Genomic DNA, 20,813 nt, shown 5'->3' with positions numbered 1-20,813 from the left:
TACGTTTAGTTAAATCATGGATTTATACTGATTCAATTTCTCTATGGTAATTTAATCTACTTAGCTGTTAGGAGTTTTTAGACGTAAAACTTGTTGGCGTACTTTCATCTCATCGTACTTCAACTTCTGTTCCAATTCCTCGTTGTATTTATTATTTTCATATTCACCTCTATTCATAAGGTTTTTAATAGATTTACTTATTTCTAGTTGATATTCCTCAGGATCAAACCATTTTCTCATTTTAGTTTTTCCCCATGATTCCCCATCATTCCATGCCATCTGAAGTTGAAATGCAACTTCATCTGCTAATTTTTCAGAAGGAAGCTCCAGGATCATTTTTTCAACAACCCCATCCCTCAATACAACCCAGTATTCTTTGTTGTCAATAATTGAAAAATACATTATTCTCTTCCTCCTTTAAAAACACTAGTACACTAATTCTCTTATATATATGTTTAATATGCATTGAAAGTTTTACCCGATAACTTAAGATATATTCCCCGGATATCGATAAAAGAATAAATAAATATATATTGAATAATAAATATCGAATTGTAAATAAATGTAGTTAGTAGGAAGAGATTATCGTCAGAGGGGGATAAATAAATGTATGTGGAAAGGCTCCAGTTGTTCATAAAAAATCAGCAGTATTTTGAGATGAAACAGCTAGAGAATGAGTTGTCTCATCTACGAAATAAAATAATGGAGTATCAGGAGACAGTAGGGCTAGAGCGTATTGTATGGAGAAAACAAGGGGTTGTTGGATATTTTTCTAGAGTCCATTTCTATGAAGAAGATAGAGTTGCATTATTTGATTTTTTGTACTGTTTAGGCTTACTCCCCTATGTAGTAAATATCTCTTGGGCGAAGTTATCCACCGAAGAGCAACAGAAGCTGGAGGTAGTAGCTACTAAACGAGAAGGCTATGTTCGTTATTGGCCAAAGAAAACACAGTCTCTCATACTTAAAGAATTAAATAATGATATGGCCATTCCTTTAGAAGAGGGTATAGTAGATTTGGTAAGTAGATGGAGAGCATTAAAGAGGAAATACGACCAATTGGAAAAACAATGGGCACTCCTTAGGGGAGGTGCTTTAAAAGAGTGGGGAGAACGGGAGCGAAAAATTCAGCTACCTTCTGGGAGTTTAAGTGTTGTTCGGTTACAACCGCAAATACATGCTGTCACTCTTCTAAAACATTTAGATATATCTACTTTAATCCGCTCTGGGACTATAAATTACGATAGGATTCTTGAATTCGCTGCGAAAGGTTATTTTAATAAAACCGATATTGATAAATTTCGAAAAATTAAAGAAATCTCCATCAGATACATCTTGATTGAGATCCAGAATGAAGATAAGAAACATGAATATAATAAAAGAAAAATGGATTATTTTTCTCGAATAAGTCGACATTTGTAAGTTATTTAGATATGATTAAAGTAAGTTTTATTTTTCAATATATTACAAATTTTAAGCCTAGAAAGTAAACTGAAACAACATATAACATTAACAACAAGACGACACTGCAGAGGAAGAGCAGTGTCGTTTTTTTCCTTGATTTGGGGTGCGCAATAACGAAAGTGATACAGCACAATACCTGATTTGTAGAAGGAGGATTTCATTGTGGGTTCTTTACTATGGGAAAACTATAATTGGATCAACGAAGATCAGGAATTTTTACCCAAGCGCCGAGTCGATAACAAAATTAGTTGGCAAAGGCCTCATATCATAGGAAGCTTTTATAGCAGAAAGATGAAACGTACCGTGGAGTATCATTCACTGAACGAATGTCTTTTTTACTATTATTTAGAAGTTGATGTATTCATAGTTCGTTACTATGTCCAACCTATCGAGGTTCCTATTGCATATACCACCAAAGGAGGGGAAAGAAAGTATTGGCCACATGTTCCTGATGTACTTGTATTTCGAGCTGGATACCAACCGATATTATATCAGATTAAAGAATCACCAGATTATTCTGGGGAAATATTCAATACTTGCAACAGCCATTGCGAAAAAATGGCAAATTTAAAGAACTGGAAGTATCACATTATTTATCCGAAGCAATTACCTAAAATAGTGTTAAGTAACATTCAAAAACTTCAAGGGTATCTTCGAGAAAGGAAACTATATTCAATAATCAGGAAGGATGTAATGTTTAACCTAACGTTGAATGGTCCACTTTCAATAGAGGATTTATCCCATTGTTTTCCTCCATATACTTCTGTAGATATTAAACCTTTTTTGTTTCATTTAATTGCCACAGGAGAGGTTAACACTAACATAACTATACCCATATCACGACATTCCGAAATAGATCTGAAAGGAAATGCAACGGATTACTCTTTAAATAAAATATGCCAATCAGCATTTGGTATAGAACAATGAAAATTACCCTGAATGTAGATGAAGAAATCAGTTTCATGGGAAGAAAACATAAGCTCATTTCTATTAAGGGAAGTTATGTTGTGCTACAGCGTTCTGAAGGAGACCATGAAACTTTTAATTATAGTCTTGAAAAACTCATTTCAGATCCGACTTTTAGGGGTGGAAAATTACTTGCTCAGGCTGAAAAGAAAAAATATGAATCGATTCTTGAAAAATTACCTAAAGATAAAAGGGAAGAAGTGTCTTGGAAATACGAAATAATTCGTCCAATATTGCTTCTTTCTAAGATAAAACAGAATGATGTGAGAGCTATATATGAATTTTCAAATAAATACGACAAAGTTTATTTAAATAAAAATGAAGATATTTCAAAATTACCCCAAGAAGAACTTATATCAAGGATAATAGAAAACAGTAAAAACCAAGGGAAAAAAGTAGCTAGAGCAACATTGATGAGGTATCTAAAGGCATATCGAGATGGAATGAAACAAGGTACACCAATGGCATTAGAATGTTTTGTTAAAGCTACTGATGTAGATTATATACAGAGAAAAGACACATCAGCTATTGAGATTTACAGCCCAAAGCATCCTGATGTTGTGGTAGATATGATCTACACAAAATATGGAGTAGAGCATCAGGCAATCATTAAGGAAGCCATAGAGAAAAAATTTCTTAATACAAAACGACTAAAGCCAAGCTCCATATTTCGTACTATAGAGTCAGAATGCACTAAAAAGGGTCTAAAGGTTATTCCAGAAATTTCTGTCCGTTCTCTATTAAAGCAGTTAAGTCCGAAAACTTTGGCGATTTTTAGGGATGGCAGGAAAGGGATGGAATCATACACTACAACCCAACGTGGTTACTCAGAAACGGCTGCACTTTACCCGCTCCACATCGTTCAAATTGATCACACAGAATTGGATATTGTTGTAATTGATGAACAAACGGGTTTAGCTATCGGCAGACCTGTAATTACGCTTGGAATCGATGTTCATACAAGAATGATATGGTGTATGCATTTATCCTTTGATGCACCATCAGCTAACAAGGTTCGTAAGGCAATTGAACATGGTTTATTCCCAAAGGAATCGATAGCGAACTTTGGAACGTCTAATGAATGGGGGATCTTCGGAATTCCTTCGGTTATTTACTTGGATAACGGTTCTGATTTTACAAGTGTTAGTGTCAAGCGAATGATTAATGAAACATTAGAATCTGAGGTTCGATATCGGCCAAGAAGAACCCCTCACTATGGTGGGGTTATTGAAAGACTTATGGGGTCAATGAATACGAAACTAATTCATAATCTCCCAGGATCGACGGGATCTAACATAGTTGATAGAGGTGAACGAGATCCTGTTAAAGAAGCAAAGCTCACTCTAAAAGAATTGGAAAGTATTATTGTCAAATATATTGTAGATATCTATCATTTTGAAACTCATCGTGGATTATCTGAAGACTGCAATGTTCCCTTTCTAAAATTTCAAGAAGGTGTTGAGAGTTTTGGGAATCCATACTTCATCGACCCTCAACTGAAAGAATATTATCACATTGAATTATTGCCTTCAGAATTAAAACCATACACTCGGAAGGATGGCGTAACCAAGGATCATATTCACTATAGAGATGAAAAATTAAGCCACTTAATTAATTCAAGAGAAGTAAAGTATAAAGTGAAATATGATGATGATGATTTGTCACACATTTATATCCAATTGCCAGAGTCTAAGGAGTTTATAGAGGTTTTTGCTTCTTCTCCATCACCAGAAGTATTAGATGGCTTAAACCGCTACACTTGGAAAAAAATCAAGGATATTCTTCGTGAAAAAGGAAAAATAAAACGAAGTGAACGATTGAATGATCAACTGATTCAAAAATGTAAAGAAGAATTACAAGAAGTAATTGCAAATTCATTTAAGACTAAAATGACTGCACGGAAAATGAACGAAAGAATGAGTGGGAAAGTAGAGATATCTCTACCAAGTAAAAAGTTGTCTGACGAATTTGATTTGGATGATCTACTACTGGGTGCTAAAGCAATACTATCTGAAAGGGAGGTAACAAAATGATAGATGAAAAAGAACGGGTAGAACACTCACTAGCTTATAGAGTAGCAAACCTCAATGTATCTTATCCTAAAATTGAACAAGTGTGGCATGTACTCGATTCCATAAGAACACAAAATAAGTATAAAGAAGGCGCAACGAATTATGGTAAGCGCCATATATCAGTTATCGGTCCCTCGGGGGTTGGTAAATCTCAAGGATTACTTAGGTATGAGGAACTCAACAAGGGAATTACCGAATTAAGTGCAGACAAATCTACCGAAGTGGATACTATGCCAGTGGTATATGTGGAATTACCAGATCCGTTTACAATTAAGGAACTCTACCAACATATATCTCATGCTTTGGGCTTTCCAGAATTGCCGCAAAGGATATCTATTGGTGATGCCCAGCGTCAAGCTTTTCATTTGCTAAGAGAACAAAAAGTTGAGGTGCTTATTTTAGATGAATTGGACTACATCCTGAGCTCAAATGTTACGTATAAAGCAGCTATGAATGCAATAAAAAAAATAGCTAACAAAGCTAATATCACTTTGGTTCTCGCAGGGACACCTGAAGCTGAAGATTTACTTAAAATTAACTTTCAGAATTATCGAAGATATCCGAAAATGTACATTAATCGATTTGAACAGTGTGATGAGGAGTGGTGTCGACTACTCGAAAGAATGGAAGAAAGTTTAGCCCTCAATTATTCTATAGGTTTAGGTGATCCCATGACTAAGCTACCACAGCTTTTACATTCAATGAGTTTCGGATTATTGGGAATTCTAACTCCAATACTTCAAGAAATGTATAGTCTACTCGGCGTATTTGACGGAGTTGATAAGGAAGTGACTTTCACTTCAGAAACATTAGATGTGCTAAAACAAGCATACCAGAATATAAATGGTGACCTACCTAGAGACGAATTTACATCAATGTTAGAAAAAGGGTATTAATATGTGCCTTCTAGGGAATAATATTATTATTCCCTAGAAGGAGAAATCGTGATGAATAAAGGTTACCAAGCACTTCCCTCCAGAACTTTTTTCTGTGAGGGAGAGTCTTTATTTAGTTATCTTTTAAGAACTGCATTGAACAATGGGATTTCTGTGATGTTGCTGATGAACATGTTTAGGAAGAATGAAAAGTATTTACTCCACAAAGGAGATATCCGAAGAGTTGATTTTTATCCTGAAAGTGTATTCGATTTGAAGAAATTAATTCAACTTACTGGGATTAGTCGAGAAGAGATTTACAAAAGTACGTTTACAAACGTCTTAACAGCATTTGGATACTCTCAAAATGGAGAGAAGGCTCGATTCATGAATAATATGATCCGAGAAAACCTCCATTTTTGTTCGCGTTGTTTGCAAGAAAATAATTGCTATAATCTCGTCTGGAAAATAGAAGGGGTTCATCATTGTCTGAAACACAATCAGAAGCTCAATAACGTATGTGGTCATTGTAGGCAAAAGATAGGCTACCACCTAGTCAGTTCTATGCACTTTTGTCCACATTGTAATCACTTATTAAGTGATTCCTACAGTAGCTGCACGGAAGAGGAGAAAGATTATAAAGTATATCAGTATTCTTTACAGACTAATTGGATTCAACTTACAGAAAAAAAACTTTGTTTTGAAGTGCAAAGCCTCGCCCAAAAGCTATTGTTCATCATGAATGAGTTCCAGCCATTCTATGATGCAAAAGTAGTTAAAAGTTCTATTTTTGGATATAGCGTAACTCATTTGCTGCAATACGCAAGAAACACCATAGTCGCCCATAATAATATTAGACTTCTATTCATTATGAAGATATTACATGACAAAAACATGGATATAATCAGTCTGCACAATATGAAGTTACCGCTGACATTTGTAGAATCGTTGTTAAAGGCAAACTCGATTCAATGGACTCGGGAGTTTACGTGTGAAGCTCCATGGTGTAAAGAAAAGGGAAAATCTAATAGCCTCACCCCAACAAGCTCGAAACATACTAGAAAAGCAGGTGAGAGGTTATCACATTACCTGGTCTGTAGAGAATGCTTCTGTGAGTATGCATTCAATGAAGATCGAGCTTTAGTTGAACGAACCAGCTTTATCGCTGCATACGATGTTATAAATAGATATGATATATCAAGTATGACTTGGCCAGAAAAAAAAGAGTGCTTCTTAATGAGTAGGGAGCGAATTAGAAGAGTATGTGCTTATTTTAATGTGCGTCAAATAATAAAAAGGAATACAGTCATTCAAAAACAAGACGAAATTCATTTTTTGTTGCTACAAAAATTTGTGTCTGCATTAAGAGAAGGGAGCCAGCTTTCTGATATCCGCTTTTGGACAATATGGGAAAGCTATAATCAATATCTTTTACATCGATATCATCCAATTGTGATGAGGGAGTTATTCTACCAAAGATATGTATCTCCACAAGAGTGATACATATCTGAAAGTTTAGTTTATAGATTTCTAAAGTGGGGGACTAATGGGAGGGAGAAATTTGGAGGGCTACTTTAGAATTAGACCCAAAATTGCGGAGCATGAGTCGCTTACAAGCTATTTATATCGCTTAGCAAAGTGTAATGAAACAACATACAGGGCGATTATTCAAAAAGTTAAAACTCAAAATTTTGTAATGTCTACTAACTATAAATATTTAGACAATGACCCATACGGGTTAATTGATATTCACTTACTAAGTAAACTGACTCAAATGAGCAGTAACGAACTGTTCAGTCACACGCTACATCCAATAGTTTTGGGAACTACAAGTCATTCAGATCCAAAAGAGTTGAAGAAAATTGTAGACAGATTTGCAGTGTATTATTACGATAACCAAAAAAGAAAGTATTGCTCCCATTGTTTGGAGTTAAATAATATTTATAAATTAATATGGCAGATCAAAAGTATAGAAATATGTCCTATTCATAGATGTAAACTCAATTGCAGTTGTAGTGAGTGTGGAGCAAAACAGCCTTATCTCGGTAAGCATTTGCAAGATTTCAAATGTTTTTCATGTAAGTATCCTCTCACAATAAATGATGATGTTGGTGTATTAGACGAAATATATTTGCATAAAATGAGCGAGCTATATCATATTTGGGAATCTTTATTATCAATAATTACTCCCATTACTTCAGCCCAGTTTAACCTGACAATTGAGCAGACAGTATGTTTGAAAATGTTATTTTTGTCTCAAAGTAATCGAGAGAAATATAATGTTTCTAATAATAAAATTTTTCATCCACGTATTATACACTTTTTAAAAGAGTTTATCGGAAATGAAGGTATGAGAGAGAAATCTTACTTAGGGAGTGTAATTCGATTTTTTACTAATAGTGGAATATCAATAAAACAGTTTAGGGACACAAAAATTAGTAGAGAATATTTTGAATCATTCGTCTCATTTCATGAAAAAAAATATCCTGGAAATTGTGAAACGCCCTGGTGTGAATTTAGAAATTGCAGTAAGAAGATGTGTCGTATAATTGCAAATCGAAAACAATACAATGGTGCTCATTATTGTTCAGGGTGTTTTATAAAGTATGGATATCATAAAAAAACTGAAAAATGGAAAGAAATAGGTAAGAAAACAGCACTCGTAAAGAAAATAATCTCTGATATATACGAACAAAAAAATATCGAAACTCTAAAAGAGAATGAGATTATTGGATATATTCATGCTTATAATCTTTTACCTTCGTCTACAATTAATTTTCAGGAGATTTGTGTACCAGAGACTGAAGATCTATTGCAGAAATTCAAAGTTTTATTGGCATTGGGATTAAGATCCACATCTGATTTGTATAAAGAAGCCACAAAATTGTTTGGTTGGAGTATGCAAGAATTTGTTTGTTATCTTAATCAAAAAGTAGTTCAGCAACTTTTATTCAATGCACCCAAAATATTAAGAGGAGCTAACAAATGGAGTGATTTGCATTTATTATTGTCTAGATATTTAAAAGATTGTCACGAACAAAATAAAATGTGCTCAAAAAAAGAATTTATGGCTCAATATGATATTTCTAAGCATACAATGCTCTTATCTGGTATAAATAATTCAATTGAAAAGGAAATAGAATTATTTAAGGAGAGAACTAGAAAGGAAAAGACAGCAAAATTAAAGGAATTGGCTCAGCAATTTGTCACACTAAAAGCAATAGAGAAAAAACCTCTTCACACAATCGATGTGTTAGAGAAGCTTGGAGTAAGTGTTAAGTGGTCAAGAAAGAACTGTCCTGATTTATATTATTGGGTTTTAAAGGAAGTGGAAAAGTCGCGTGAAGAGATAAGGCAATTAGTATCAGAGAGCAATAAAGAAAGACTCAAAGAAACAATTGAATATATGAAGGGAAAACAAATGGCGATTACAAAAGTTCAATTGAGGGAAATGTTGGGGTTGAAAATTAATGCTTTAGATAGAGGTACTGAATTGTGTAATTACTATAATGAACTGTTACTAGATATGAAAGTGCTATGATTAATATCAATGTCCACACAATACATCTGATAGGAGAAGCACCCTTTAAAAATAAACATAGGATAATCCGTGTTAATTTTAGAAGGGTGCTTGTGTATTGCTTTAAAAAATAATGATTTGTTTGTGATTATACTTAATCAAATTTAAGTATAATCACAAACGAAAATAAGATTACACATTACTATCATATAATATGTTATAGATAGCGCTAACTAACTAAATTTAGTTTCATGTGATGGTGTAGTTCACACGTTTCAATTAGCTACTGCTAATGTTCGTTCACCGACAAGGACACAATTCATTTATATCAAGTTTAAGGAGTGTAAATTTATAAAGATTTAAATTCCTCTTGAGGATACTTTTTAACAGAGTATTGCGTAAACCCCTTCATTTAATTTGGCTCCTCAAAGAGCTATGTTAACGGGTTAGTGATATAATCGAGAGAGTTAGAAAGGAGGGATTATTTGACTATAAGTACGAGGACTATGATCACTGTAGGTGTAATGGCAGTTTTACTCATTATAGGCATCATTTTCGTGGTAAGACACTTTAAGAATCATCAACATGAGGAAGGTATCGCATATGTTATCATCATGTTTGCAGCTGAGGTTATTGCAACTTCATTCGGTACATTAGATGATAAAATATTTGCTTTTCTGAGCCACAAAGATGTAGGTACGAATTATGCCCAATTAATATCCGGATTTATTTTATTGGCGTTAGGATTATTTCTCATGTTACATAGTAAAAACAAGATGTATATTTTAAATCTAAATGGTATGTCCCATGATCGTAGAATTGACAATCATCATAAAGAGGTAGGGTTGAATCCTTTTCAGTTCAAAGAAAAGGAGGTTGATTTTGTCCGTTTGTATAATAGAAAGATGAGTAGTAAGGTAGCCAGTGAAATCATTCAAGAAATAAAGTACAAAGTCGAAGTGTTTAAACAAGAAAGCAAAGATAAAAAACGGGGATATACTGGGATTGCAGCAATTCCGTTTGTTTTGTTGGCGGGAAAGTTCTTCAATCGTTCAGTCATGAATGAGTATTTCGAGTACAATAAGTTTCAACAAGTTTACTACAGACTTACCTCAAAGAAGAGATTTCCAAGATTAACACTAGTTCAAAATGATGCCATTTCTCGTCTACGATCAGCAAACTGTAATGAAATTGCTATTGCAATTAGCATAACAGCTTCAATCAACAACGATCAATTAGCTCAGTTTACTTGTCCCCACGTTTTTCTATCTGTAACTAATCCAGATGATAATATAATTAAATACAAAGAACAGTTGAAATCATATGTGAAGACTACATATGATTTATTGATAGATGCAAATGAGAAAATTTCGCATCTAAATAAAATTCATCTTATTATTTCATCTCAAAGCTGCTTTGCATTTGAGCTTGGTCAATTGATTGAGGACACACGTATTCCTATGGTTATTAGCTATCAATACAACACACAATCTGAGCCGAAATATCCATGGGGGATAATTATTAATGGAGATCAGCAAGGCAAATACGTACAATCTTAGAAAGGGGAACTTCTATGTCCACAAGTATGTATAATGCTAGCTCAAAATTTAAAGAATTCTATGATGATCATGTCGTGCTCTCTGCCGCTGAACAAACGAATTTAAGGGAAAAGAAAAACCTAAATATAGAGAGGTTGGAATCTGGTTTAACTGAATATAATACAGATAACAATTCAGATTATAAGCTAACTAATCATAAAGTTCAGGGTAGTATGGCTATGAGTACAATCGTACAAAATGAGGAAAATGAATATGATATTGATGTAGCTATTATTTTTAACAAAGATGATCTTCCTGGCGGAACGACAGCAGCAAAAAATATTATAGTTGATGCACTAAAAAGAAAATGTAAAAGGTTTAAAACTGAACCAGAGGCGAAGACTAATTGCGTTCGTATTGAATACGCGAGTGGATACCACATTGACTTTGCAATGTACCGTAAATCAGAGGATGAAGATGGAAATAATGTGTATGAACACTGTGGAAGTGAATGGCGGAACCGTGATCCAGAAGTAATTACAAACTGGTTCAATAAGAGTAACAAAGATAATAACGGGAATGTTCGTATTGTTGTTCGATTACTAAAAATGTTTTGTAAATCAAAAAGTGGTTGGTCAATGCCAGGTGGATTGATTCAATCTGTACTTGTTGAAGAGTGTATAGAGTCTAAAGATAGAATTGATGAGACCTTCTACTACACAATCACAAAAATACGAGATCGACTTGAAGAAAACAAAGAAGTATATAATCCAACTAACAATGAAACAAGCCTGTTGTTTAATGCAAAAGACCATCAGAAAGTCAAAAATCTGTATACTCGTTTAAAAAGTTACATAAGTAAGCTTGATGTGTTGTTTAAAACTGTATGTACTGAAAAGGAAGCTTTAAATGCATGGAAAGAATTTTTCAATCATAATTATTGGGGTGAACTTATTACAGAGTCTGCTGAAAATCGGACTATACTATCAAAAAGAATGTATGGAAACTACTCTGTAACCATTGTAGCGATGGTAGAATGGCATCCAGGTCAATATATACCTCTTAATGAAGTGTTAGGTCCTATTCCGAAAGGGAAGAGTATACGCTTTACTGCCAAGCCCAATATATTTGATTTTTCAAGAATTGAGTGGGAAGTAAGAAATAACGGTGATGAATGTGTTGAACTGGATGATCTAGGGCATGTATCTGAAGGAGTCAGCGTAACAGAGAACACCGCATACAGAGGTGGTCATAGGATGATTTGTCGTGTGTACCGTAATGGTAGTGTTGTTTGTGAAAACGAAGTAAGGATTCAAATTAAATAAATGGTGCACATATATCACAGTATATCTACGCTTAGATTTTTTTATAAACTGCTGGAGAAAAAATGAATATTCCGTAAATCTAACAAACTGAGAGCTGCTACTAGCAGCTTTTTTTGTATAAATGAAGAGGAGAATTACAATCATGTTGTCTTATAATTATTGTTAAATGAAATATTTGTTTAAATATTTCCTTCGATCTTAATTTGTCTTAAATCAAAGGAGGATGAGGATTATGAAAGAATTCATAGAAAAATATGCATTGTATAGTTATGAACGTCTCCAATTGCAGCAACCTCAATTAGTAGTGAAAGGGTTATATAAACAGCAAAGCTGGTATTATATTCTATGTGATAATCTTAATACTGTTCCAATGAAAAGTGAGTATACTGATATCATTAAAACTTTTGACCGAGAAATTAGAGTTATGGGTTGTCCTATTAAATTAGTTACTAAGTTACCTAATCTAGCTCAAAAAATTAATGAGCGATCTCAAAAAGATATAATTAATTTAGTTGGTAATCCTTTAACTATGAATGATTTCAATATCCAACTAGCATTAAATTTACCGAAAGATCTTTCTTCAATGTGGGTAGATTATGATCATAGAACTGAAAAGTGGAAAGTTATGAGTATTGAGGCTCTCTCGGCTAATGAGTGTGAAGTAGTTAAACAACATATATCGAAATTATGTGGTTATGAAACAGAGGTTTATTTCACTCAGCGAGAACACCTTCAAAATGAACTTCAGTTAGCTAATACAAGTATTGAAGGTATAACACTTGCTGTCAGAAAACATTCAACATTAAATTTTTCTAAAGAATTATTTAGTAAGTGGGAAGAAGATGAGGAGAAATGGTTACAAAGTAAAGAAAAATTATTTTGGAGTGATTCAGATGAACTTATTAAACAGAATTACAATCAATCCGCTTGTCTTGTAAATGGAAGTTCGGGAGAAGCGAATGATATAAGAAATTACTTAACACTGTTTAAAGAAATAAATCTGATAATTCCTCAAGAATGGATTCATGAGAAGTTTTTCAGTGAGTTGGGTGTTAATGAAGCTGATCTACTCAGGCTAATTGAAATGAATAGAGTAAAGTTGATTCTGCCTGATTCTATTAATTATTACAAAAAGGTTTTTTTAGAGAAGGCTATTGCTGTAAATCCAAAAAGTATAATGCTCAGTAGAGAATTAGCATGTAATACATTGAGAAATCAAAGGATAAGAAATCCCTTTACGTTTCTTCCTCTCAATACTGAGGAAAAGAGAGAATTCCTATCTTCCCTTTTAGAATTAGCGAGCAGTCGGAATATATACGAAAATGGTACTGGATATAAATGGGTTGAAAGCTTAGCACTAGGTTTGTCGAATTCATGGAGTCATATGTATGAATTACTTGCTATGAATGGAGCATTGGGAACATATGTAACAGGTCTAGGGCCTCTTATTCATAATACAATTAAATCTCTGACAGGTAATGATTACGAATTTGAAATAATGGAATCAGCGTATTCAATTGAGTGGGCTGCAGCGAATAACGCGGTTCTTTGCCCAGTAGGGCCATTAGCAAGAAATGAAGAGAATTTAGCATATCTATATTCTGGTGTAAACAGAGGTTGGAATTTTGAAATAGCTACATCTCCTAATATAATTACTGATGGAATACTTACTATATCTAAACATGTTCCAGTACTTGAAATAGCAGAGGCATTTGAAGGAAATGAGATAGAAAAATTGCGAAATTTAATTATGAGATTGTCTCATAACCAGACCAAAGATCAAATAACCGAGACAATAGCAAGGTTTAATGCGAGTGTGAAACACTTCGAAAAAAAACAAAAAAGATTAGACGTATGGGATGTGAGGGGCGTTACTCTTGATTCTATAATTGAACTAACTAATGCTACTGTACCCTTTGCTGGTTTTATTACAAAGCAACTAGGAAGGATGGCAGAATATATTGGATCAAAGAATGGTGAGGTGGAGACAGTACTAAGGAGAATTGAGGCCAAACTGTCTCGCACTTCTCCAGATGTAATCTTAGTTAGCCGTGCACGTGATAAAATCAAGGATATGTTATGAATATTGTTTAGTCAGGGAATATCTCATTCTATAGTATAGAAGAGATATGTTTATCTTGTACTACGATATAAAAAATTCCAAATGATGATATAAAAGCACGTCATTTTCACGTAATATTAGTCTCATTTCATGATATAACCCACAGACATTTTATATGTACTTAATGTGTTTTCGATATTAAAGATCAAAAAGCCGCCTAGTGGCGGCTTTTCTTGTGCTTATTTTTCCATTCCGTTTGCTAACTATAGCTCATAGATTAATGATTTTCGTTGCAATATTGGCGCAGAACTCACTGTCGTGCTCGACAAAGAGAAGCGTTGGCTCAAACTCCAACAGCAAATCTTCAATTTGCATACGCGATATAACATCCACGAAGTTGAGTGGTTCATCCCAGATATGCAGGTGCGCTTGCTCACTTAGACTTTTGGCAATGAGTACTTTCTTTTTCTGCCCGGCGCTAAAGCTAGAAATATCCTTCTCCAATTGTAGTCTGGAAAAATCGAGTTTTCTCAGAATGGATTTAAACAGGCTCTCATCAATTCCTTGATTAAACGCATACTCAGATAAATTGCCACTGAGATCGGATGTATCCTGCGACACATAGGAAATTTTGAGCTGAGGATCTTTGCGACAAAGACCTGTATACGGAATATCTTCACCATAGATCAATTTAAGCAGGCTTGATTTACCCGATCCATTTTTTCCGTAAAGGGCAATGCGATCTCCTCTTTCAATCGTAAAGCTTACATCGGTACACACGGGGTTAGAGTCATATGTGATCGTTACATTCTCTAATTCGACCAGTTCATTCTTGTGAAAATCGAGCTGATGAATCTGTAATCGTTCTGCGCTTTCCAGATTCTTGAGTAGTTTAGACTTTTCTTGGATGGCAGATTGCTGTCTCTGTTCGATGTTTTTGGAACGTTTCATCATTTTGGCAGCCTTGTGTCCGATATATCCTTTATCTACTTTGGAACCGGAATTTCTGGTACCATTCTTGCTCTTTTCCACTTCATGCGACCATCCACCCGTCCGTTTGGCTGAGTCGGATAAACGCTTGATATCCTTCATTAGTTTCTCATTACTGGCGAGTTCGAACTGATCTTGTCTTCTTTTGTTCTCCCACCAGGCGGAGAAATTCCCCTTTTGAATCTCGATGTTCGTCTTGTTGATGGACAGGATATGATCTACACAGTGATCCAGAAAAGATCGATCGTGAGATACCAAGATAAACCCACTTTTATTGCGAAGATACTCACTCACGATTTTCCGCGCATGCAGATCCAGATGATTAGTGGGCTCATCGATAAGCAGAAATTGATTATCCTTCAGGAACAAGGCTGCAAGCATGACTTTGGTCTGTTCCCCCTGAGATAAGGAATCGAAAGGCCGATATAGAATATCTTCCGATACTTTCAACAGGTTAAGCTCACGCGCGAGCTGCCAATGTAGATACTCAGGATAAATGTCCTCGACGACATCAAGGGTCATCATGCTCTTATCCTTTACTTGGAAAGGGAAGTATTCAAAGTCAACCTGCGCTGAGATCTGTCCACTGTACTCATATTTACCAAGCAGCAATTGCAGAAAAGTTGTTTTGCCTCTCCCGTTCCTGCCGGTAAATCCTAATTTCCAATCGGTGTCTAGCTGAAAGCTTACATGTTCAAATATATTATCGTAACTGCCATCATAGGCGAAGGTAAGGTTAGTAACATTAATTAACGACATAAAGATCATCCTTTTTATGTGAAATATAAAAGTTAGTCCGGCAGAGTAGCTACCATGACATGGATTGCTTCACTTTTACATTTGAACATAATCAGAATTTCAGATTGTCTCTGAAATGAATGACTTTATCTAATGTTTGAGAAGTTTAGGTTAGTCAAAACTTCCGGATATCCTTAGATGAAAAACACAAAAAAGCCCCATTCTCCGGTGCCTTTTTGCGTAACATCAACCTAATTATACGGTGAAGTAACCTAGCGACTAGGATTTAGTGCCAAGTAACTCTATATAGTAGGAGGATAAAGTGCCGGATTCTGATTAGTTATGTTGTGAACCATGCCAGTGTTGATGTTTGTTGACAGGTTCACATAAACATCCACGATTTCTAATTCAGTCATCACCGGATCCCCCTTTAAAAGCTCAATAATTTAATATAGAAAACGTAACATGGAATATAACTAGGGTCAAGGTACGGGTGTCCTTCAGGGATATGTACGTGGTGATATTGTATATAGTGAGTAGCCGTTTCATTAGACGGATTATGTTGATTACCCATCTCTCAGCGTCCGAAAGAGGTTCGTCACTCTACAATTTTATGTATCCTGTTTTAAGCTGATGGGAGGTGAAAAGTTGATTTAGGTAGAACATTCTTATTTATTGGCTGATCAAGAAGCCTTAATTAAATGAAATATTCCGCTAAAAGCCATTATAGCTTATTGAAAAAATAAATTTAATAATAGGATGGATAGGAGATTGAATAATTATGACTAAAAAAGAAGCTCTAGAGTTATTGAGTTATCATTCTGGGCGTAATTCGGATATTTATAACGAAAAATGGAAAAGTGGATTTTTAGGAATGCTAAGACCATTTATTGGAAGGTTGTCAGATGAAAATTTTATAGAAATAATGGAATGTTTAAAAGTCTTAACTTCAGATTTTAAAAATAAAGAGCTTAATCATGATTTAATTTCTGATGTATGGGGAATGCAGCACTATTCTAACATGTGGGTTGAAAAAGGTGGCATGTTAGAAACCGTAATGACGGAGGAACAAAAACAGTTAATAAAAAAATGGACAGGCATAATATCTTATACTGTCATATGTTTACTGGCAAATAGTGAAGAAGCATTTTATGAGTACGAAGATTATCTTGAGGAAAAATCAAAAGGAAACTAGAAGGGATTAAGTTAAGTAAGCTACAAAACAATCCGTATATTTCATTCTAATGTATAACAAAAAAATGCAAGCTTATCCAACACAAATGGTGGGGTAATCCATCTTTGCTGTTACAGGGTAGGCTTTTTCCTATGTCTCATTGCCATTGCTAACGAAGCAACATGAATATGAATTCTAAAATAAATCGAACGATATGGGCTCGTTATGCCAATATATAGTGAATAGAGGAGAGGGGCTGGCTGATGAGAGAGGAACACGAATACATAGAACTTGTAGCGTTAACACGAGCTGGTGATGATGAAGCCTATGGAGAGTTGTATGAAAGAACGGTAACAGATGTGTACCGGACTGTCCGGTTTCTGATTAATCATGTCTCTGATACGGAAGATTTGGTGCAGGATATTTATATTCAGGCGTATCGGTCATTGGACCGATATGATGCGGAGCGTGCTTTTCGTCCGTGGCTTATGGGTATAACGATGCGTCAGGTGAAAAATTATCGGCGACGGAGGCTGACCCAATTTCGGTTTAATCAACGGATAGAGAAATCAGACACTGGCATGGAGATTGATTTCTCTGTTGATCTAATCAGTAAATTGGCACATCAGCCTCTGCTAGAACAAGTACGTCGGTTGCCATACAAATTGCAGCAAGTGGTTACCCTGCACTATTTAAACGAATACACCCAAGAAGAAATTGCCTGGATTCTAGATATTCCGCTCGGTACGGTTAAATCTCGAATTCATGCTGCACTGACTAAGTTACGCCAGAAGAAAAGTATGATCTATTCATTTGAAAATAGGAAGGGTGGAGGATTGGCATGAAACTGGAGGATGAATTACGTTCGGCCTATCGCCAGGAGACAAGACATTGGTCTAACCCACAAGAAGGGAAAGAGAATATGCTCAAAACTATCCGAAGTATGTCCATGGGAAACAGGCGTCCACATAAATGGATAGTCGCAGCCGTAATCGCAGCGGTTCTAATTATCCCTACAGGTGCTTATGCAGGCTACACCTATCTTGCAGATGATATCTATGGTTCTGAACAAAACATAACCGTGTTGGGAGGTACAGCGGCCGATTATAATCGTTTGGAAGCGAAGCTCCAGAAAGCCAAGGCGTATTTTAGTGATGATGAGTTCACGCAGTATATGAGTCTACTGAAACAGTTGGGCCAGATGGCTCTAACACACGCTGATCCACAAGGAGACTTGCATCCGGAGCAATGGAGCACAGTGGATCAGGAGAAGTACAATCAACTGGCGGCAAGTTTGGAGCCATTCTTCGAACGGTTAGAAGGTGCGAGTGAAGAGAAGGAATTGATGGACCGTCAACAATTCCGTACGGAAACATACAAGGCTGCCGAGGAGATGCTTTCGAAGGAAGAGTTTATTGAATTTCAAGTCTTGTTCGAGAACATGGAGAAGTATGAAGCCATTGTTGTGGACGAGAATGGTAGCATTCATGAGGAACGATTATCAGCAGAACAGAAGCAGGATTTGGATCAAGTGCGTAAGCAATTTTATTCGTATTTAGATCAGATCGGTTATAGTGTGCGATAGGAAGAGAAGAGGGCAGCGTGAGAAATAGAATAAGAGATGGGTTTGAAATCAATTTGTTTATGCTTACCACTTGCTGGCGTTGGGTTGTTATTAAGTGAGATGAACGAAGAAGTAAGCAGTTATATACACACCGACTGGAGCTGGGGGCTGGTTACGCCTACTGCTCCAGTTTTTCTGTTGGGGTGAAGTTTCTATTTTACTTTGCTTTTCCCAATAAACCCTATAGACTTATTACACTGTAAAGTAAACGAGATATACATATAATTAACTGTAAATCACGTTAGAAGCTTAAACCTAACAAAGCGTCTAGACACAATACATAGCGATCAGAAAGTGGTGGTGATCAGTATGAGTAGTCCAGAAGCAAATGATATGTCTAATATCTATGAGAATCTGGAGAAGATTGAAAATCGAGAAGATATGGTTCGATTTATTTCCTCTTTAGTAGATGATCTGAAGAACAATGCGGATGATTGGGCGAACATTTCATTGGAGGATTATTTAAACGGAATGGCATCATGGATTGAGGATATGGATGGGCTGTACCCAGAATCAGAGAGAGCCAATTTAGAACATTTAGATTGGAAGCTTGTTGCAATGGTCCTATATACAGGAAGTCGATACGAGTAGATATTATGGTGGAGAACCAAGGTTAGAGAGAAAGAGGGAGGAACATGGGATGGACAGTTCTAAACTGATTGTTGAGGAAGAAATCGAACTGCTTCCTGGTTATCATTACTTTCAATTTATTGAAAATAGATTAAGTCTACGTGATCTCATCGACAAATTAAGTCATGAAGATGACCCAGCGAACACATCCTCTATACATTATGGTGTGAGTTTCTATGACATATGGAAAGAAGTTTATGCAGACGAAAAACAGTTAGAGAATCCTGCATTGATTCAAAAAATAACTAGACTGTGCGAGCCTTATCAGCACATTGCATTGAAACAGCTAGAACAATTGGAGCTGTATTGACATGAATGAAGCACTTAAATATCTAACCAAAAATAAAGATACGATAGAGTATCTGACATTCTTTGTTTTACTGGAGAAAATAAAATACATCCCGCCGATTCTAGAATATTGTGGTGATGATTTTGTGGAATATATGACAGAACTTCTACCACGAATTGATGATAAATATGACCGAGCTTCATTAATTGAGACGATAGTTCAATCGTATTATTGGGATGAGAACAGTGTTAGATATTCTGATGAACTTTTCAATGAATACATCCGATGTATACGTGATCATGCTACTAATTTAGACGATATTATATCTTGTTTAAATGGATTTGTTCATGCTGGGGTGCGTAAACAAGAGATCGTGATTCAATTAATAAAACATGTGGATAAAGAAAAGACCATCACAATTCTTTCCCGATTTGAACTGGATGATGTGACCGGGTCGCTAGGTAAGGAATCAAAAATACTCACAGAGGCCAAAGAAATTTCAAGTATAAGATGGCGTTCTGGGATCATTGCACAATTTCTGTTATTGGTGCATCCGCAGGTTCGAAAATATGCTGGCATAAGCCAAATTACGTTCTTGTATGATACTTACCATGGCGTTTATGCGGATTGCTGGCCTAGAGGATTGCTTCCTAATCAAAAAGACCTCTTGCTGAAATCAAAGGTGCTGTCAGCAAGAGAAATAAGCGTTCTGGAAACATTGGAAGAGTTGATTAACTCGCAAGAGAAGGATTTGGATTCACCTGAAGTGAAGCAATTGTACGATGCATTTTTTGCAGGCAAAGATCCATTGGAGGTTATTTTTACATTACCAAAGTGAATGGTGTAATTGTATTATTTTTGCAACAAGAGTCAGGAGCAAAATGCCAAACGACGACGAATGAACCTTGCCGATTCGAGCTCGCTCCTGGTCATATAGTGTTAAGCACCAACATTAGAATTTCACTATAATCCACATAATATAACAATGAAATTTCCACAAAATATAAATTGAATTTCAACCTAATATTAATACAGCTACTAGCTTAGCTCCATCTTAAAGCCACTTATCAGCCCATCGTTCCACGGCACTTAATGCCCTCCCGAGCTCTGTCCCTTTGCGGGACAACATATATTCTGTCCGAACCGGACGTTCTGTAACCACATGACGAACCACTAGTCCTTCTTCCTCAAGTTCCTTCATTCGTTCATTCAACACACGTTTGCTCAAGTCAGGGATATAAGCGTGAATTTCACTGAAACGTTTGGGTTCTTCCATCAACGCATGAATAATGAGGGCTACCCATTTGCGGCCAATGATCTGATAAGACTGTTCCACTTTTTCGCACATTTGCTTGGCATTCTTATCCTCGCTCATAATTGTACTCCTTTAGTTTGGTTATGCTTATTATAGCATTAGTATACTTATTGTAACCTGGGTGTCTAGTTGCTTTATGTATAAAAGGTCACATGCCAATTGTTATTAATGTTACCACATAAAGCGTTATCATCAAAGAAAAACCCTGTAAACACTGGTGTTCACAGGTTC

The 20,813-nt window shown here is 35.6% G+C and carries 18 protein-coding genes; 15 read left to right on the top strand and 3 right to left on the bottom strand.

The window, feature by feature from the left end; genetic code table 11:
• Window positions 1-60: 60 nt before the first annotated feature.
• Complete coding sequence (locus tag V6W81_RS24145) at window positions 61-402, bottom strand: hypothetical protein (protein ID WP_338540625.1); 342 nt, start codon at window positions 400-402, stop codon at window positions 61-63.
• Between the two features lie 204 nt (window positions 403-606).
• Here V6W81_RS24145 and V6W81_RS24140 point away from each other — a divergent pair, with 204 nt between their 5' ends.
• The 9 genes from V6W81_RS24140 (at window position 607) to V6W81_RS24100 (ending at window position 13,843) form a co-directional block, all read left to right on the top strand.
• Window positions 607-1,422, top strand: a complete 816-nt coding sequence (locus tag V6W81_RS24140; RefSeq protein ID WP_338540624.1) for a hypothetical protein — start codon at window positions 607-609, stop codon at window positions 1,420-1,422.
• Between the two features lie 204 nt (window positions 1,423-1,626).
• On the top strand, window positions 1,627-2,391 hold the full coding sequence (locus tag V6W81_RS24135) for a hypothetical protein (RefSeq protein ID WP_338540622.1): 765 nt from the start codon (window positions 1,627-1,629) through the stop codon (window positions 2,389-2,391).
• Complete coding sequence (locus V6W81_RS24130) at window positions 2,388-4,463, top strand: Mu transposase C-terminal domain-containing protein (RefSeq protein WP_338540621.1); 2,076 nt, start codon at window positions 2,388-2,390, stop codon at window positions 4,461-4,463. The genes V6W81_RS24135 and V6W81_RS24130 overlap by 4 nt, the downstream gene beginning before the upstream one ends.
• Window positions 4,460-5,398: a TniB family NTP-binding protein gene (locus V6W81_RS24125; RefSeq protein WP_338540619.1), complete on the top strand. Its 939-nt coding sequence runs from the start codon at window positions 4,460-4,462 to the stop codon at window positions 5,396-5,398. Before V6W81_RS24130 ends, V6W81_RS24125 begins: the two co-directional genes overlap by 4 nt.
• Before the next feature lie 51 nt (window positions 5,399-5,449).
• Complete coding sequence (locus tag V6W81_RS24120) at window positions 5,450-6,877, top strand: TniQ family protein (RefSeq protein ID WP_338540618.1); 1,428 nt, start codon at window positions 5,450-5,452, stop codon at window positions 6,875-6,877.
• A 61-nt stretch (window positions 6,878-6,938) separates the two neighbouring features.
• Window positions 6,939-8,918 (top strand): TniQ family protein, encoded by a 1,980-nt coding sequence (locus V6W81_RS24115; RefSeq protein ID WP_338540617.1) that lies wholly within the window; start codon window positions 6,939-6,941, stop codon window positions 8,916-8,918.
• 464 nt (window positions 8,919-9,382) lie between these two features.
• Entirely contained in the window at window positions 9,383-10,456 is a 1,074-nt protein-coding gene (locus tag V6W81_RS24110) for an SAVED domain-containing protein (RefSeq protein ID WP_338540616.1), read from the top strand.
• A 14-nt stretch (window positions 10,457-10,470) separates the two neighbouring features.
• The gene (locus tag V6W81_RS24105; RefSeq protein ID WP_338540615.1) at window positions 10,471-11,760 is read left to right on the top strand and encodes a cyclic GMP-AMP synthase DncV-like nucleotidyltransferase; all 1,290 of its coding nucleotides are present in this window, start codon (window positions 10,471-10,473) and stop codon (window positions 11,758-11,760) included.
• 232 nt (window positions 11,761-11,992) lie between these two features.
• Window positions 11,993-13,843, top strand: a complete 1,851-nt coding sequence (locus tag V6W81_RS24100; protein ID WP_338540614.1) for a hypothetical protein — start codon at window positions 11,993-11,995, stop codon at window positions 13,841-13,843.
• A 249-nt stretch (window positions 13,844-14,092) separates the two neighbouring features.
• Here V6W81_RS24100 and V6W81_RS24095 read toward each other — a convergent pair whose 3' ends face one another.
• Window positions 14,093-15,571, bottom strand: coding sequence for an Lsa family ABC-F type ribosomal protection protein (locus tag V6W81_RS24095; protein ID WP_338540613.1), 1,479 nt, complete (start codon window positions 15,569-15,571; stop codon window positions 14,093-14,095).
• A 760-nt stretch (window positions 15,572-16,331) separates the two neighbouring features.
• Between V6W81_RS24095 and V6W81_RS24090 the strand changes: the two genes are divergently transcribed.
• From V6W81_RS24090 to V6W81_RS24065, 6 genes are all read left to right on the top strand, one after another.
• The gene (locus V6W81_RS24090; protein WP_338540611.1) at window positions 16,332-16,745 is read left to right on the top strand and encodes a hypothetical protein; all 414 of its coding nucleotides are present in this window, start codon (window positions 16,332-16,334) and stop codon (window positions 16,743-16,745) included.
• Between the two features lie 242 nt (window positions 16,746-16,987).
• Window positions 16,988-17,569 (top strand): sigma-70 family RNA polymerase sigma factor, encoded by a 582-nt coding sequence (locus tag V6W81_RS24085; protein WP_307217716.1) that lies wholly within the window; start codon window positions 16,988-16,990, stop codon window positions 17,567-17,569.
• On the top strand, window positions 17,566-18,309 hold the full coding sequence (locus V6W81_RS24080; protein WP_338540610.1) for a DUF3600 domain-containing protein: 744 nt from the start codon (window positions 17,566-17,568) through the stop codon (window positions 18,307-18,309). Before V6W81_RS24085 ends, V6W81_RS24080 begins: the two co-directional genes overlap by 4 nt.
• Window positions 18,310-18,657: 348 nt before the next feature.
• Window positions 18,658-18,939: a DUF7660 family protein gene (locus V6W81_RS24075; RefSeq protein WP_338540609.1), complete on the top strand. Its 282-nt coding sequence runs from the start codon at window positions 18,658-18,660 to the stop codon at window positions 18,937-18,939.
• A 49-nt stretch (window positions 18,940-18,988) separates the two neighbouring features.
• Window positions 18,989-19,288, top strand: coding sequence for a hypothetical protein (locus V6W81_RS24070; protein ID WP_338540608.1), 300 nt, complete (start codon window positions 18,989-18,991; stop codon window positions 19,286-19,288).
• 1 nt (window position 19,289) lies between these two features.
• Complete coding sequence (locus V6W81_RS24065) at window positions 19,290-20,105, top strand: hypothetical protein (RefSeq protein WP_338540607.1); 816 nt, start codon at window positions 19,290-19,292, stop codon at window positions 20,103-20,105.
• A 216-nt stretch (window positions 20,106-20,321) separates the two neighbouring features.
• On the opposite strand, the gene V6W81_RS24060 is transcribed toward V6W81_RS24065, so the two are convergent.
• Window positions 20,322-20,642: a winged helix-turn-helix transcriptional regulator gene (locus V6W81_RS24060; protein WP_056702287.1), complete on the bottom strand. Its 321-nt coding sequence runs from the start codon at window positions 20,640-20,642 to the stop codon at window positions 20,322-20,324.
• Window positions 20,643-20,813: the final 171 nt, after the last annotated feature.

Source organism: Paenibacillus tundrae (assembly GCF_036884255.1).
GTDB lineage: Bacteria > Bacillota > Bacilli > Paenibacillales > Paenibacillaceae > Paenibacillus.
This window is presented reverse-complemented; position numbering and strand designations above follow the sequence as displayed.

Excerpts from the sequence above, each read along its gene's own strand:
- V6W81_RS24065 (WP_338540607.1), top strand. The coding sequence starts at position 19,290 with ATGAATGAAGCACTTAAATATCTAACCAAAAATAAAGATACGATAGAG.
- V6W81_RS24105 (WP_338540615.1), top strand. The coding sequence starts at position 10,471 with ATGTCCACAAGTATGTATAATGCTAGCTCAAAATTTAAAGAATTCTAT.
- V6W81_RS24060 (WP_056702287.1), bottom strand. The coding sequence starts at position 20,642 with ATGAGCGAGGATAAGAATGCCAAGCAAATGTGCGAAAAAGTGGAACAG.
- V6W81_RS24130 (WP_338540621.1), top strand. The coding sequence starts at position 2,388 with ATGAAAATTACCCTGAATGTAGATGAAGAAATCAGTTTCATGGGAAGA.
- V6W81_RS24090 (WP_338540611.1), top strand. The coding sequence starts at position 16,332 with ATGACTAAAAAAGAAGCTCTAGAGTTATTGAGTTATCATTCTGGGCGT.
- V6W81_RS24145 (WP_338540625.1), bottom strand. The coding sequence starts at position 402 with ATGTATTTTTCAATTATTGACAACAAAGAATACTGGGTTGTATTGAGG.
- V6W81_RS24125 (WP_338540619.1), top strand. The coding sequence starts at position 4,460 with ATGATAGATGAAAAAGAACGGGTAGAACACTCACTAGCTTATAGAGTA.
- V6W81_RS24085 (WP_307217716.1), top strand. The coding sequence starts at position 16,988 with ATGAGAGAGGAACACGAATACATAGAACTTGTAGCGTTAACACGAGCT.
- V6W81_RS24100 (WP_338540614.1), top strand. The coding sequence starts at position 11,993 with ATGAAAGAATTCATAGAAAAATATGCATTGTATAGTTATGAACGTCTC.
- V6W81_RS24140 (WP_338540624.1), top strand. The coding sequence starts at position 607 with ATGTATGTGGAAAGGCTCCAGTTGTTCATAAAAAATCAGCAGTATTTT.
- V6W81_RS24075 (WP_338540609.1), top strand. The coding sequence starts at position 18,658 with ATGAGTAGTCCAGAAGCAAATGATATGTCTAATATCTATGAGAATCTG.
- V6W81_RS24080 (WP_338540610.1), top strand. The coding sequence starts at position 17,566 with ATGAAACTGGAGGATGAATTACGTTCGGCCTATCGCCAGGAGACAAGA.
- V6W81_RS24120 (WP_338540618.1), top strand. The coding sequence starts at position 5,450 with ATGAATAAAGGTTACCAAGCACTTCCCTCCAGAACTTTTTTCTGTGAG.
- V6W81_RS24095 (WP_338540613.1), bottom strand. The coding sequence starts at position 15,571 with ATGTCGTTAATTAATGTTACTAACCTTACCTTCGCCTATGATGGCAGT.
- V6W81_RS24070 (WP_338540608.1), top strand. The coding sequence starts at position 18,989 with ATGGACAGTTCTAAACTGATTGTTGAGGAAGAAATCGAACTGCTTCCT.